Source organism: Streptomyces oceani, from assembly GCF_001751245.1.
Classification (GTDB): domain Bacteria; phylum Actinomycetota; class Actinomycetes; order Streptomycetales; family Streptomycetaceae; genus Streptomyces; species Streptomyces oceani.
In genome coordinates this window covers 1-15,025 of sequence record NZ_LJGU01000126.1, presented here as the reverse complement: position 1 = coordinate 15,025, position 15,025 = coordinate 1, and the positions used below count along the sequence as shown (strand labels likewise).

General features: G+C 70.2%; 12 protein-coding genes. 10 read left to right on the top strand and 2 right to left on the bottom strand.

Annotated elements, in window-relative coordinates; all coding sequences use genetic code 11:
* The first annotated feature begins 167 nt into the window (after positions 1-167).
* On the top strand, positions 168-1,523 hold the full coding sequence (locus AN216_RS13435; RefSeq protein WP_139140917.1) for an FG-GAP repeat domain-containing protein: 1,356 nt from the start codon (positions 168-170) through the stop codon (positions 1,521-1,523).
* A gap of 99 nt (positions 1,524-1,622) precedes the next feature.
* Here AN216_RS13435 and AN216_RS13430 read toward each other — a convergent pair whose 3' ends face one another.
* Positions 1,623-1,829, bottom strand: coding sequence for a cold-shock protein (locus AN216_RS13430; RefSeq protein WP_070196911.1), 207 nt, complete (start codon positions 1,827-1,829; stop codon positions 1,623-1,625).
* A gap of 248 nt (positions 1,830-2,077) precedes the next feature.
* On the opposite strand from AN216_RS13430, the gene AN216_RS13425 reads away from it, so the two are divergent.
* Together AN216_RS13425 and AN216_RS13420 are read left to right on the top strand one after the other, a co-directional pair.
* On the top strand, positions 2,078-3,529 hold the full coding sequence (locus AN216_RS13425) for an NAD-dependent malic enzyme (RefSeq protein WP_070196910.1): 1,452 nt from the start codon (positions 2,078-2,080) through the stop codon (positions 3,527-3,529).
* Between the two features lie 546 nt (positions 3,530-4,075).
* Positions 4,076-4,357, top strand: coding sequence for an HU family DNA-binding protein (locus AN216_RS13420; protein ID WP_070196909.1), 282 nt, complete (start codon positions 4,076-4,078; stop codon positions 4,355-4,357).
* A 240-nt stretch (positions 4,358-4,597) separates the two neighbouring features.
* Here AN216_RS13420 and murA read toward each other — a convergent pair whose 3' ends face one another.
* Positions 4,598-5,923: a UDP-N-acetylglucosamine 1-carboxyvinyltransferase gene (gene murA, locus AN216_RS13415; protein WP_070196908.1), complete on the bottom strand. Its 1,326-nt coding sequence runs from the start codon at positions 5,921-5,923 to the stop codon at positions 4,598-4,600.
* A gap of 200 nt (positions 5,924-6,123) precedes the next feature.
* Here murA and AN216_RS13410 point away from each other — a divergent pair, with 200 nt between their 5' ends.
* The 7 genes from AN216_RS13410 (at position 6,124) to AN216_RS13380 (ending at position 13,776) form a co-directional block, all read left to right on the top strand.
* Positions 6,124-6,735, top strand: coding sequence for a YqgE/AlgH family protein (locus tag AN216_RS13410; RefSeq protein WP_070196907.1), 612 nt, complete (start codon positions 6,124-6,126; stop codon positions 6,733-6,735).
* 157 nt (positions 6,736-6,892) lie between these two features.
* Complete coding sequence (locus AN216_RS13405) at positions 6,893-7,195, top strand: DUF3039 domain-containing protein (protein ID WP_070196906.1); 303 nt, start codon at positions 6,893-6,895, stop codon at positions 7,193-7,195.
* Between the two features lie 386 nt (positions 7,196-7,581).
* Positions 7,582-8,880 carry an extracellular solute-binding protein gene (locus tag AN216_RS13400; protein WP_070196905.1) on the top strand — a complete coding sequence of 433 codons (1,299 nt, stop codon included), beginning with the start codon at positions 7,582-7,584 and terminating at the stop codon, positions 8,878-8,880.
* Positions 8,877-9,794, top strand: coding sequence for a carbohydrate ABC transporter permease (locus AN216_RS13395; RefSeq protein ID WP_244502453.1), 918 nt, complete (start codon positions 8,877-8,879; stop codon positions 9,792-9,794). Before AN216_RS13400 ends, AN216_RS13395 begins: the two co-directional genes overlap by 4 nt.
* Positions 9,791-10,645, top strand: a complete 855-nt coding sequence (locus tag AN216_RS13390; RefSeq protein WP_070196903.1) for a carbohydrate ABC transporter permease — start codon at positions 9,791-9,793, stop codon at positions 10,643-10,645. Before AN216_RS13395 ends, AN216_RS13390 begins: the two co-directional genes overlap by 4 nt.
* Positions 10,646-10,769: 124 nt before the next feature.
* Positions 10,770-12,509 carry a beta-N-acetylhexosaminidase gene (locus tag AN216_RS13385; RefSeq protein WP_070196902.1) on the top strand — a complete coding sequence of 580 codons (1,740 nt, stop codon included), beginning with the start codon at positions 10,770-10,772 and terminating at the stop codon, positions 12,507-12,509.
* 325 nt (positions 12,510-12,834) lie between these two features.
* Entirely contained in the window at positions 12,835-13,776 is a 942-nt protein-coding gene (locus AN216_RS13380; RefSeq protein ID WP_420855732.1) for an FAD binding domain-containing protein, read from the top strand.
* Positions 13,777-15,025 lie beyond the last annotated feature (1,249 nt).

Below are 15,025 nucleotides of genomic sequence, written 5' to 3'. Positions count from 1 at the left end.
CGTGATGCCGACACTTGACCGATGTCTGAGCGGTCGGATGGCGTCTCGGTGGGATCCTGCCTGGCGGTGGCGGGTGTGTTCGTGTTGCTGTGTTCCGCGTTCTTCGTGGGTACTGGAATCCCTTCGGCGGGGGCGGGGCGGACTCCGCCTCGCGTGAGAATCCGGCGGTGACTCCGGAGTGCGAGGAGCAGCGCGGCCGTAGCGCGGAGCGGTCGCGGGACACCGGGAAGCCGCTCGATCCGGACTCGCGGGATATCACGGGTGACGGATACCAGGACCTGGCCGTCAACGAGTGGACGGACGCGAAGGGCGAGCGCTGGACGCACCGTCGCGCGGTGTGGAACGGCGGCGCGAGCTCCTCGGATCCCCCTTCCGGGAGTCGGATGCCGGGCACCTTCCCCTCACTCGTCGACCGCCAACTGACGGCCGATGTGGACGGCGACGGGTACGCGGACGTGCTGAGTCGTGACTCCTACGTGCGAGAACCGGGCGACTCCCGTGCGCGGGATTCTCGGCAGGGCATCCAGTGGGGTGGTCCGAACGGTGTCGAGCAATCCACCCGTGTCCCCGGCTCCATGGGAGACCTCGAGGCGGTGGGGGACTTCGACGGCGACGGTCAGGCCGACGTGTTGGCCCTGTCCGTCCATGGGTCGGACGAGTCTCAGGGTTACGAGCGCGTCAGGGAGTTCGCCACCGTGCACTACGGCCCGTTGGACCGGGACGGCGTCGCCGCCCGTACCTCCAAATGCGAGGTCTCGCGGGAGGGTTGGGTACCAGTCGGTGGTACGACCGTCGGGGACTTCGACGGGGACGGCCGGGACGACCTCGTCGTCGCCGGGACGTACTTCGAGGAGGACGCCATGTTCGAGAAGCCGTCGGCGCCGGCGGAAGTGCACAGCGCGCTGTACTACGAGGGCGGGCACGACGGGCTGGTGGGCCGTGGGCCGCTGAAGGGCGTCAGCGAGGACTACACCGGCACACCGGCCGAGCAGAGCCCCGGCTCGGCGGGCGATTTCGACGGAGATGGTCGGGATGACCTGCTCGTCAAGCAAGGGACGGATCTTCCGACTGTGCTGTACCACGGCTCCCCGGGAGGGTTGGTGACCGAACGAGAACCGGTCACCCTGGGCGACGTGGATCCGGAGGGAACGGTCGGCGACATCGACGGGGACGGCCGGGACGACCTGGTGAGTACGGTGAACACCGGCGCGACCACGGTGGCGGTCGATGTCCAACTGGGTACGGAGGACGGTATGACGTCCGTGAACCGGTCCGGCTGGATCGAGAAGGACGACCTGCACCGTGCGGGTAAGGCCGCCACGTCACGCGACTGGGTGGAGATCGACACGGAGTTGGTGGACCTGGACGGCAACGGCCGTGCCGAGGTGGTCATCCGGCAACAGGGTTGGGAGAAGCGGGAGAGGTACGGCGGCTACTGGGTCCTCCCGGACGGCTCCGATCCCGCCACCCGCCTGGACGAGGCTCGTTTCGTGCGGGTGCGCGAACTGGGCCATGACGGTTGAGCCGGTGGTCGCCGTAGATGTCTGAGTGCCGTACGGATGCTCCGTACGGCACTCAGACATCTACGGCGACCCGTGCCGAGGAGGCCGGGACCCGCTCGCTCACGCGATGACGCGTACCTGCTCCGCCTGAGGACCCTTCCGTCCCTCGGCGATCTCGAACTCGACTCGCTGCGAGTCCTCCAGGCTGCGGTAGCCGTCGCCGTTGATCGAGCTGTAGTGGACGAAGACGTCCGGCCCGCCGCCTTCCTGGGCGATGAAGCCGAAGCCCTTCTCCGCGCTGAACCACTTGACCGTGCCCTGAGCCATGTTCCTGTTCTCCCATGTGTAAGCGAGTCTTGCGGGCCAGATCCTAGGACGTTTCGGGCGGTTTAAAGGTGATTGATCACCGTTTTCCCAGGGCGGATTGGGGCTTCTCGACCGTGACTCACTCTCGTATTGTGGAAACTGCTTTCCGCATGGAGGGGAGTTACCGCGTACCTCGAAGTAGGTGCGAATATCAGTGAGCGTGCCGCGTGGGCGGCACCACGCGTCCAGGAAAGAAGAGGAACCCGGCCATGGCAACGGCGCCCAGCGTCTCCTACTCGATGACTGTCCGCCTGGAGGTCCCGGCCGGCGGGTCCGCGGTCAGTCAGCTCACCACGGCCGTGGAGTCCTCGGGCGGTTCGGTCACCGGGCTCGACGTCACCGCCTCCGGCCACGAAAGGCTGCGGATCGACGTCACCATCGCGGCCAGCTCCACCGCGCACGGCGACGAGATCGTCGCCAAGCTGCGGGAGATCGAGGGCGTCACGCTGGGCAAGGTCTCGGACCGTACGTTCCTGATGCACCTCGGCGGCAAGATCGAGATGTCGTCGAAGCATCCGATTCGCAGCCGCGACGACCTTTCCATGGTGTACACCCCCGGTGTCGCCCGGGTATGCACCCAGATCGCCGAGCACCCGGAGGACGCCCGGCGACTGACCATCAAGCGCAACAGCATCGCGGTGGTCACCGACGGCTCCGCGGTGCTCGGGCTCGGCAACATCGGCCCGAAGGCCGCGCTTCCCGTGATGGAGGGCAAGGCCGCCCTGTTCAAGCGCTTCGCCGGGATCGACGCCTGGCCGATCTGCCTGGACAACCAGGACACCGACATGATCGTGGAGATCGTGAAGTCGATGGCGCCGGGATTCGCGGGCATCAACCTGGAGGACATCTCCGCGCCGCGCTGCTTCGAGATCGAGGCGCGGCTGCGGGAGGCCCTGGACATCCCGGTGTTCCACGACGACCAGCACGGCACCGCGATCGTGGTGCTGTCCGCGCTCTACAACGCCCTGCGCGTGGTGGACAAGCGGATCGAGGACGTACGGGTGGTGATGTCCGGGGCGGGCGCCGCCGGCACCGCGATCCTCAAGCTGCTGCTCGCCGCCGGTGTCAAGCACGCGGTGGTCGCCGACATCCACGGGGTCGTGCACGCCGGGCGCGAGGACCTGGTGGACGCCGACCCGGACTCGCCGCTGTGCTGGATCGCCAACAACACCAACCCGGAGGGCGTCCGCGGGACCCTCAAGGACGCGGTGCGCGGCTCGGACGTGTTCATCGGCGTCTCCGCGCCGGACGTGCTCGGCGCGGCGGAGGTGGCGACCATGGCGGAGGGCGCGATCGTGTTCGCGCTCGCCAATCCGGACCCGGAGGTCGATCCGGCCGAGGCTCGGCGCACCGCCTCCGTGGTCGCCACCGGCCGCTCGGACTTCCCGAACCAGATCAACAACGTGCTGGTCTTCCCCGGCGTCTTCCGCGGGCTGCTGGACGCCCAGTCGCGCACGGTCAACGACAGCATGATGCTGGCCGCCGCCCGCGCGCTCGCCGATGTCGTCCTGGAGGACGAGCTGAACGCGAACTACATCATCCCGAGCGTCTTCAACGAGAAGGTCTCCGGCGCCGTCGCCGGTGCCGTACGGGACGCGGCCCGGGCGGCCGGGGAGTCCGCGCTGCCGCCAGCCAGTGGCACCTCGGCGGAGCTGCCGTAGCGGCCGGTCGCGGCCGACTCGGTGGGCGGCACGCCGGGCACCCGCCGGGCGCCCGCTCACCGAGCCCGCGGTCCGCTGTGCCAACCCCGCACCGGCGCGTTGGCGTACGTGGCACCGTACGCGCGCGCCTCCCGCGCGCCGCGTCGAGCCCGCACGCGCCCCCGCCCGGGCGCCGTACGGTCGCTCCCCGAGGGCGCCCCCGGAGCGCGGCGGCGGGAGGTGAGAAGTGCCTCACGACGGGCACCAGGAGGGGCTGAGCGGCGCGTCGCGGGATGCGACACCCGTACGGCCCCCTTAGGGTTGCGGAAGCCGCACCGGACAGAGCCGATGGAGCGTCGTCGCGAGCCACTGGCACTTTTCGTGTGACTCCGCAAGGTGCCGGAAAGCGTGCCGGATTGGATTTCCCGCCGCAGGTGAGGGCAGGATGCGTCACTGGGCGCGAGGGTCTGAACAGCAGACCCGGGTCCGGGGACTGTCCGAGGACCCTGGCAGCATCGGCTTCGAACTCACGCCTCATCGGCAAGAAGAACACGGGAGTAAGAGACTATGAACCGCAGTGAGCTGGTGGCCGCTCTGTCCGAGCGCGCCGAGGTGACCCGTAAGGACGCCGACGCGGTGCTGGCCGCGCTCGCCGAGACCGTCGGCGAGGTCGTCGCCAAGGGCGATGAGAAGGTCACCATCCCCGGCTTCCTCACCTTCGAGCGCACCCACCGTGCCGCTCGTACCGCCCGCAACCCGCAGACCGGTGACCCGATCGAGATCGCTGCCGGCTACAGCGTCAAGGTCTCGGCGGGCTCCAAGCTCAAGGAAGCCGCCAAGGGCAACTGATCCGTCGGGCCCTCAGCGGCCCGGCGCACACCTCAGCGCATGAGGAGAGGGGCGGCCATCCGTACGGCGGGTGGCCGCCCCTCGCTTGCTCGTACCGCTGGCGGGCTGGCGCTGGCGGGGCCGCGCCGGAGCAACCCGCCGTACGCGCGCCGCCGTACCCGCCGTGCCGTACGCGCGTCCGCAGCCCGCCGTGTTGTCCCCCAGCCGCTGGCGGGCGGGGACACGGCCGGCGGTGTGGCCTTACGGGCGCTCGACGTTCGCGCCCAGCTCGGCCAGCTTCTCCATGAAGTTCTCGTAGCCCCGGTTGATCAGGTCGATGCCGTGCACCCGCGAGGTGCCCTGCGCGGCCAGTGCCGCGATGAGGTACGAGAACCCGCCCCGCAGGTCCGGGATCACCAGGTCCGAGCCCTGCAGCTTGGTGGGCCCCGAGACCACGCCCGAGTGCAGGAAGTTGCGCTGCCCGAAGCGGCACGGCATCCCCCCCAGGCACTCCCGGTAGACCTGGATATGGGCCCCCATCTGGTTCAGCGCCGAGGTGAAGCCGAGCCGCGACTCGTACACCGTCTCGTGCACGATGGACAGCCCGGAAGCCTGGGTCAGCGCCACCACCAGCGGCTGCTGCCAGTCCGTCTGGAAGCCGGGGTGCACGTCCGTCTCCAGCGCGATGGCGTTCAGCGGGCCGCCGGGATGCCAGAAGCGGATGCCCTTGTCGCCGATGTCGAAGGCGCCGCCGACCTTGCGGAAGGTGTTCAGGAAGGTCATCATCTCGCGCTGCCGCGCCCCGTGGACGTACACGCTGCCCTCGGTCGCGAGTGCCGCGCTCGCCCAGGACGCCGCCTCCAGCCGGTCCGGCAGCGCCTTGTGCGCGTAGCCGCCGAGCTGGTCCACGCCGGTGATCCGGATCGTGCGGTCGGTGTCCATCGAGATGATCGCGCCCATCTTCTGGAGCACGCAGATCAGGTCCTCGATCTCCGGTTCCACGGCGGCGTTGGACAGCTCCGTCACGCCCTCCGCCAGCACGGCGGTCAGCAGCACCTGTTCGGTGGAACCGACCGACGGGTACGGCAACTGGATCTTGGTGCCCCGCAGCCGCTGCGGCGCCTCGAGGTACTGGCCGTCCGCCCGCTTCTCGATCGTCGCGCCGAACTGTCGCAGCACGTCGAAGTGGAAGTCCACCGGCCGGCCGCCGATGTCGCAGCCGCCGAGGCCAGGGATGAACGCGTGCCCGAGCCGGTGCAACAGCGGCCCGCAGAAGAGGATCGGGATGCGGGAGGAGCCCGCGTGCGCGTCGATGTCCGCGACGTTCGCGCTCTCCACGTGGGACGGATCGAGCACCAGCTCCCCGGGCTCGTCTCCGGTGCGTACGGTCACGCCGTGCAGTTGCAGCAGACCGCGTACGACCCGGACGTCGCGGATGTCCGGCACGTTACGCAGGCGGCTCGGTTCGCTGCCGAGCAACGCGGTGACCATGGCCTTCGGCACGAGATTCTTCGCGCCACGGACCCGGATCTCGCCCTCGAGGGGGGTGCCGCCGTGGACTAGCAGTACGTCATCGGTGCCGGACATGGATCTCCGCTTTTCCTGGAGAAGGGCTGGGGACAGGGAGCAAGCGTAATGGCCCGCGACCGGATTTCTGTACGGGCAGGGCCCCTTCGGGGTATTTCGGTCGGGTGCCGGCCGGCCGCGTCGTCCCCCGGGTTGGCCGCCCGATGCACGGATTGCCCATTGACATCCCATGACGGCTGTTGGTGCGGGATCATTGGCACATGACCGAGGTGACCTCGCTCACCGGGCGGCTGCTGGTCGCGAGCCCGGTGCTGTCCGACCCCAACTTCGACCGCGCTGTCGTGCTGCTCCTGGACCATGACGAGGAGGGCTCGCTGGGTGTCGTGCTCAACCGACCCACTCCGGTGGGCGTAAGCGACATCCTGGAGCCCTGGGCGGCGCTCGCCGGCGAACCCGGGGTGGTCTTCCAGGGCGGCCCGGTGTCGCTGGACGCCGCGCTGGGGGTGGCGGTCGTGCCCTCCGGCGGCGAGCGCGCCGATCCGGACAGCACCCCGGACGCGCTCTCCGGGAGCGGGGACGGTCCGATGGGCTGGCGCAGAGTGCACGGGGCGATCGGCCTGGTGGACCTGGAGGCGCCGCCGGAGCTGCTCGCCGCCGAGCTGGGCTCGTTGCGGATCTTCGCCGGATACGCCGGCTGGGGTGCCGGGCAGTTGGAGGACGAACTGGCCGAGGGTGCGTGGTACGTGGTGGAGTCCGAGCCGGGCGACGTCTCCTCGCCCGATCCCGAGGCGCTGTGGCGTTCGGTGCTAAGGCGCCAGCGCAGCGAACTGGCCATGGTGGCGACGTATCCGGACGACGCTTCGCTGAACTGACCTCGTCGCGGCTTCCCTGAACCGACCTCGCTCGCGGCCCGGATCGCGGTTGGGGTCCGAAGGCTCTGGAGCATACGACGCGAGGCCCGCGGATGTTCGTACGCGCCTGACCAGTGTCCGCCTCAAACGGCCCGCACACCGTTTAGGCTTGGGCGACATGAGCACACTCGAGCCCGAGCGCGGGGCGGGCACCGGCACGCTGGTCGAGCCGACCCCACAGACATCGCATGGCGACGGCGACCACGAGCGGTTCGCCCACTATGTCCAGAAGGACAAGATCATGGCGAGCGCGATGGACGGTACGCCCGTCGTCGCGCTCTGCGGCAAGGTCTGGGTGCCGGGGCGGGATCCGAAGAAGTATCCGGTCTGCCCCGTGTGCAAGGAGATCTTCGAAACCATGGGGCCCAACGGCGACAAGAACGGCAAGGACGGCAACGGCAAGGGCGACGGCAAGAAGTGACCGCCGGCTGACCCTGCCGGCGCCAGTGCGTGGCCTCGGCGCCCCGTGAGACCGCCGGGGTGGCCATGCAGGCCGTGTGGGCCGTGTCCGACTGACCGCTCTCGAGTGCCGCCCGTGAACACAGCGCGCCGTGTCCACCTCCCGACCGGGAGGTCGACACGGCGCGCTGTGTCGTGTGCGGCCCGACGCGGACCGGTCACGCGTGAGGCGCCTCGTGCGAGTCGTGTGCGCGCCGTGAACCGGGCGGGCGTTGCACGGAACGCTCCAGCTGTTACGGATTGGTCGAGACCTATTGTGCGCGGCCGTCCGCGCCCATAACCTCCCTGCGAAGTTGTGCAGCACGAAACATCAGTTGCGTATGTTGCAATCCAAGGGGAGTGCGCGTTATGAGAGTCTCCGCCCGTTTCACCGCTTCCGCCCTGGCACTCGCTCTCGCGACCCTGACGGCCGCCGGCTGTGCCCCCTCCACCTCGGCGGACGACTCGAACGAGGACAAGAAGAGCGGCACGCTGCGGGTGTGGCTGTTCAAGGAGGTGAACAACAAGCCGAAGAAGCAGGTCATGGACGACGCCATCCGGGCGTACGAGAAGAAGCACGACGACGTGACCGTCGAGGTGCAGTACATCCCGGTGGACAGCCGCGCGGAGAAGATGAAGGGCGCGCTCAACGACCCGGAATCCGCCCCGGACGTCATCGAGTTCGGCAACACCGACACCGCCGGCTACGTCAAGGACGGCGGACTGGCCGACATCACCCAGGAGTTCGAGAGCTGGGGCGCGACCAAGGACACCGACCCCACCGCCCGCGAGTCGGCCACGGTGGACGGGAAGATCTACGGCGCCCCGCTGTTCGTCGGCGTACGCGCCCTCTACTACCGCACCGACGTCTTCGACGACCTCGGCCTCAAAGTGCCGAAGACCCTCGACGAGGTCGCCGAGACCGCGCGAAAGATCCGCGACCAACGCCCCGAGTTGTACGGCCTGGCGGTCGGCGGCACCTACACCTACGGCGCCATGCCCTACATCTGGGCGCACGGCGGCGACCTCGCCGAGCAGAAGGACGGCGCCTGGAGCTCCACCATCGACAGCGAGAGCTCCCGGGCGGGCGTCAAGGCGTACACCGACCTGTTCGGCGAGCGGAACTGCCCCGCCAGCACCTGCGCCCAGATGGGCGGAAACGAGAACGTCGAGGCGTTCACCAACGGCAAGGCCGGCATGGTCATCGGCGGGGACTTCAACCGGCAGGCCGTGGAGGACAGTCAGGTCAAGGGCGAGTACGACGTCGTGCCACTGCCGGGGACCAGCGAGGGCGAGATCGCGCCCGCCTTCGCCGGCGGCAACAACCTCGGGGTGATGAAGAGCACCTCCCACCGCACCCTCGCCGTCGACCTGGTCAAGCAGCTCGCCGGGAAGAAGACGCAGTGGCGGCTCTTCGAGGCGATGGGCTTCCTGCCGACCTTCGGTGACGTACGCGAGCGGGCCGCCGACGAAGCGCCGTACGTCCAGCCCTTCGTGGAGACCCTGGAGGCGGGCACCGAGTTCGTGCCGGTCAGCCCTGCCTGGGCGAAGATCGACGCGGGGATGGTGCTGCAGACCATGTTCCAGCAGGTCGCCAGTGGCAAGAAGGACGTGGACGAGGCCACGGCCGAGGCGGCTCGGAAGATGGATGAGGCATTCGCCCAGTGACCCGTACCGCGCTCGCCCAGGCGCGTGTCACCGGCCGGCGCGGCGGCCGGTGGACGCCCTGGCTCTACCTGGCGCCCGCGCTGGTGGTGTTGGCCGCGCTGCTCGCGTACCCGATCTACCAACTCGGGCTGATATCCCTGCTGGAGTACACCCAGGCACAGGTCAGCGGTGGCGAGCCGGCCACCTTCCAGGGGCTGGGGAACTACGCCGAGCTGTTCGGCGACCGGCAGTTCTGGAGCGTGCTGCTGGCCACCCTGGTGTTCGCGACGGCCTGCGTCAGCGGCACGCTCACGGTCGGCTGCGCGCTGGCCGTACTGCTCACCAGGGTGCGGGCGGTGCCCCGGCTGATGCTGATGCTGGCCGCGCTCGGCGCCTGGGCCACTCCGGCCATCACCGGTTCCACGGTCTGGGTGTTCCTGTTCGACCCGGACTTCGGCCCGGTGAACAAGCTGCTCGGCCTGGGCGACTTCGCCTGGACGTACGGTCGCTACAGCGCCTTCTTCCTGGTGTTCCTGGAAATCGTCTGGTGTTCCTTCCCGTTCGTGATGGTGACGATGTACGCCGGAATCCGCGCCATTCCGAGCGAGGTGCTGGAGGCCGCCGCCCTGGACGGAGCGTCCAGCCTGCGGATCTGGCGGAGCGTCATGGCGCCGATGCTGCGGCCGATCCTGGTCGTGGTGACCATCCAGTCCATCATCTGGGACTTCAAGGTGTTCACCCAGATCTACGTCATGACGGACGGCGGAGGCATCGCCGGACAGAATCTGGTGCTGAACGTCTACGCCTACCAAAAGGCGTTCGCCTCCTCGCAGTACAGCCTCGGTTCGGCCATCGGCGTCGTGATGCTGCTGATTCTGCTCGGCGTCACGTTGGTCTATCTGCGCCTGCTGCGGCGGAGGGGTGAGGAGATATGACACGCGTCCCCAAGCGCCTCGGGCGGATACGCCGCCCCTGGCGGCTGGTCGCCGAGACCTCGACGGTGCTGATCGCCGTGGTCGTGGCCTTCCCGCTGTACTGGATGGTGCTGTCCGCCTTCAAACCGGCCAGTGAGGTGCAGTCCGACCAGCCACGTCCCTGGACGCTGAACCCGAGCCTGGACGCCTTCCGACGGGTCTTCGAACAGCAGGACTTCGGCCGGTACTTCCTCAACAGCCTGCTGGTGGCCGGCGCCGTGGTCATCGCCTCGGCGTTGATCGCCTTTCTGGCGGCCACCGCCGTCACCCGATTCCGTTTCCGTTTCCGTACCACTCTGCTGGTGATGTTCCTGACCGCGCAGATGGTGCCGATCGAGGCGTTGACCATCCCGATGTTCTTCCTGATGCGGGACGTCGACGCGCTCAACACGCTCTACTCGCTTATCCTTCCGCACATCGCCTTCTCGTTGCCCTTCGCGATATGGATGCTGCGGGGATTCGTGAAGGCCGTACCGGAGGCCCTGGAGGAACAGGCGTTCATCGACGGCGCCAGTCGGACGAGATTCCTCTGGCAGATCCTCTTCCCACTCGTCCTGCCCGGGCTGGTGGCCACCAGCGTGTTCTCGTTCATCTCCACCTGGAACGACTTCCTGTTCGCCAAGTCGTTCATCATCAGCGCGACGGAGAACTCCACGCTGCCGATGGCCCTGTTGGTCTTCTTCGACACCGAGACCCCGGACTGGGGCGGCGTGATGGCCGGATCGACCATCATGACCATCCCGGTGCTGATCTTCTTCGTCGCCGTGCAGCGGCGGTTGGTGTCCGGACTGGGCGGCGCGGTGAAGGACTGAGCGGACACGGCGGCCGTACCAGGGGGCACCCGCCCCGGGGCGGCCGCCGACACCACCGACACGGACGACGTACGACACGTACGACACGTACGACACGTACGACGCAGCAGACGGGAGCAGCGAGATGGCTCAACCCCAGGCCCCTCACGACACCGCATCCGACACCCACGACCTCGTGCCGGCCCCGCGCCGGATCGAAATCGGCACCGCCGGCGGTGACTTCGACCTCACCGCACGGACCGTGCTGGCCGCCGAGCCCGGGACCGAGGGCGTGGCCCACTGGCTCCGTACGACGCTCGGCGCCGCCACCGGTTTCCCCCTGCCGTCGGACTCGGACCCGCGACCAGAACCCAGCGTCGTACGACTGGTCCTGGACCCCGGCGTGCGTACGGAACTCGGCCCGGAGGGCTACCGGCTGACGGTCTCCTCGAGTGAACTCCGGATCGCCGGCGGCAGCGCCACCGGCGCCTTCTGGGGCGCGCAGACACTCCGGCAGCTGCTCGGCCCGGCGGCCCACCGGCAGGCACCTCCGGTGCCCGGCCGGAGCTGGCGGGTGCCGGCCCAACTCATCGAGGACGCGCCACGGTTCGGCTGGCGCGGCTACATGCTCGACGTCGCGCGCCACTTCCAGCCCAAGGACACGGTGCTGCGCTGCCTCGACCAACTGGCCGCGCACAAGCTGAACGTGCTGCACCTGCACCTGACCGACGACCAGGGCTGGCGGGTGGAGATCAAGCGCTACCCCCGGCTCACCGAGACCGCCGCCTGGCGGCACCGCAGTCGCCAGGGACACCGTGCGTCGCCCCGCTGGGACGAACGGCCGCACGGCGGCTACTACACCCAGGAGGACATCCGCGAGATCGTCGCGTACGCCGCCGAGCGGCACATCACGATCGTCCCGGAGATCGACGTCCCCGGGCACTCGCAGGCCGCCATCGCCGCCTACCCGGAGCTGGGGAACACGGACGTCCTCGACACGGTCGCACTCGAGGTGTGGGACGACTGGGGCATCAACCCCAACGTCCTGTCGCCGACGGACACCACGCTGGACTTCTACACCGGGGTCTTCGAGGAGCTGCTGGAGCTCTTCCCCGGGCCGTTCGTGCACATCGGCGGAGACGAGTGCCCCAAGGAGCAGTGGCGCGCCTCCGAGACCGCGCAACAGCGCATGCGGGAGGAGGGTCTGCGGGACGAGGACGAGCTGCAGGCATGGTTCATCCGGCACTTCGACCGCTGGCTGGCCGCTCGGGGCCGGCGCCTCATCGGCTGGGACGAGGTTCTGCAGGGCGGTGGCGCGGGCTCCGACACGAGTTCCGACGCGGGCTCTGACACGACCGCCACCGGACTGAGCCGCGGCGCCGCCGTCTCCTCCTGGCGCGGCTACTCCGGCGGGGTCGAGGCCGCGCGGGCCGGTCACGACGTGGTGATGTGCCCGGAGCAGCAGGTGTACCTGGATCACCGGCAGCACCCGGGCGAGGACGAGCCGGTGCCGATCGGCTACGTACGCACCCTGCGCGACGTCTACCACTTCGAACCGGTCCCGCCCGAACTGGCCGACACCCCACACGCCGAGCGGGTGCTGGGCGCCCAGGCCAACATGTGGACCGAGGTGGCCGAGACCAGGCAGCGCCTCGAGTACCAGACCTATCCTCGGCTCGTCGCCCTCGCGGAGGTGGCCTGGTCCCCGCTGCCGCCACCCGAGCAGCGGGACTTCGCCGGCTTCCAGCAGCGGCTGCACCGTGCCCACTTCGCCCGGCTCGACGCGCTGGGTGTGGACTACCGGCCGGACAGCGGTCCGCGCCCCTGGCAGCGCCGCCCCGGGGTGCTCGGACGTCCGATCGAGGGGGCTCCCCCGATCGTTTGAGCTGTGCCGGGGGCGCACCGCCGGTAACCCGTACAAGGCGCCCTCAGTGTCATCGAGTCCGGCATTCGTGGCTGGTACGGCGACCAGCAGCGGTTTCGTGGCTGGTCGCCGTACCAGCCACGAGAACCGCTGACGGTGCGGCATCCGTCGTATCAGCCACGAACCCACCGCATACAGGTCAGTTCGGGGACAGCGGGGCGAACCACCCCTTCACGGACCCTCGTGTCAACAGCTGGTCGAGATGTGCCAGAGTTGCCATGTCCGGGTTGCGAGCACGTACCGTACGGCAGTGCAGCCGGGACGCGCCGGGGAAGGGGCAGCTGGATTGAGCACGCACGCACCGCATGCGCCGTCGGCCGGGCAGCCTGCCGCGCCGCCGGCCGGTCAACCGGCCACCTCGTCGGTCGTGTTGCCGAACACGCTGGACGACGCCGTGTCGGCACTCGCGGCCATGCCCGCCGCCGTGCCGGTCGCCGGAGGCACCGACCTGATGGCGGGGGTGAACTCCGGGGAGCTGCGCCCCGCGGCGTTGGTCGGACTGGGGCGGATCAGCGAGATCCGCGGCTGGGAGTACCTGGACGGACACGCCCTGCTCGGTGCCGGCCTCACCCACGCCCGGATGGGACGTCCCGACTTCGCCGCCCTCATCCCCGCGCTCGCGGCCAGCGCCCGAGCCGCCGGGCCGCCGCAGGTCCGTAACGCCGGGACGCTCGGCGGGAACATCGTCAGCGCCGCGCTGACGGGTGACACCCTCCCGGTGCTCGCCGCCCTGGAAGCCACTCTGGTCATCGCCGGTCCGGACGGCGCGCGGCGGGAGACGCCGGTCAGCCATCTGCTGGCGGGGATGGACATGTTGCGGCCCGGGGAGATCGTCGGCTACGTCCGTGCGCCACTGTTGCACGCCCCGCAGACCTTCCTGAAGGCCACCGGCCGCACCGGGCCCGGTCGTGCCCTCGCGTCCGCGGCGGTGGTTCTGGACCCGGCCCGGCGTAGCGTACGCTGCGCGATCGGAGCGGTGGCGCCGATGCCGCTGCGGCCACTCGAGGCGGAACGCTGGGTGGCCTCGCTCATCGACTGGGACGGTCAGCGTGGGCTGGCGCCCGAGGCGCTGGCCGCTTTCGGGGAGTATGTCGCGATGGCCTGCATTCCGGACCCGGCGCCCGGCGAGGACGGCGCGCAGCCGCCCGAACTCCCTCCCGCGGCGCTGCACCTGCGCCGTACGGTGTCCGTGCTGGCACGACGCGGACTCGGGAGGTCACTGGCATGACCAACGAGGACCCGCACGGCGGCCCCGTCGGGCCGGAGCACGGCGACCCGGGAGCGTACGGCGAACCGGGCGGCTATCCCGGCTACCCCGAGCACCCTGACCACCCCGAGTACCGGGGCTATGCGAACGCCGCCGGCTACGGGGAGCACGGGGACTACGGGGAGCACGCACAGCTGCCCGAGCACCCGGGCTACCCCGGCCAGCAGAACCCCCCCGACCTCGGAAGCCCAGCCGGCTACGGCGAGCACGCCGAACCCCCGCCCTACGGCGGCCATGCCGGTCATCTGGCCCCCGGTGGCTTTCCGGCCCCCGGTGGCTTTCCGGCCCCCGGGGACTACGGCCCGCACCAGGGCTACCCGAAGCAGTCCGGGCCGGACGGGGCGCCGCAGGTCGGGCAGGTGCCCGGCTACCCGGCGCCCGTCCCGTACGGCTACGGCATGCCTCCCGTGCCGGAGGGCTGGGGCGACTACGACGCCGAGGCCACCGGCTTCGTCCAGATGCCCGAGCCGGGCGCGCCGGGCAGCCCGGACCCCTCCCAACCCTTCACCGGGGAGAGCCCGCTGGCCGCACCCGGGGACGCTCAGGGGGGTTACACGCCGCCGCTTATCGACGGCGGCCCGGCCATGCCCATGACCCCGGCGGCGACGACCGACCCGGCCGAGACCGGGCAGTGGACGATGCCCTTCGCCACGGGACAGCCGAGTCGACCCGAGTACGGCTGGGGGGTGTTTCCCGAGGACCCTGCCGGCGCCGGCGCCCCGGAGCAGGGGCAGGGGGGCGCCGCGGCCATGGGGCAGGGAGCGGCAGCCGCGCTCGCCGGTTTCCAGGAGGGCCGCAACCACTCGTACGAGGCGCGTGGTCAGCGCGAATCCGCGGAGGAGGGCGGTGCCGCCGCCGGACCCGGCGGGCCGGTCAGTGACGGCATCGTGGACCCGGCCGGCTGGCAGTCGGTGGCCATGGCACAGGAGGCCGTGGGAGGCAGGGCCACCGCGGAGCAGGAGGCCAGCCTGGCCGACGCGTTGGCCCGCCGCCAGGTGCCCTTCAACGCGTCGAGCACGGTGGCGGACGAGCTTCCGCGCGACGGCGCCTTCCCGGGCGGAGCCGACGCCTCGGACGTACGGGGCGTGCCGGACCTGCGGGGCGAGCCGGGTGTGGCCAGCCAACCGGGCGGACCCGGTGGTGCCCTCCCGGAGGGGGACCGCCAACCGCCGCCCCACCAGNGGGCTCGTGGTTGCCTTCCAGCAGGTCG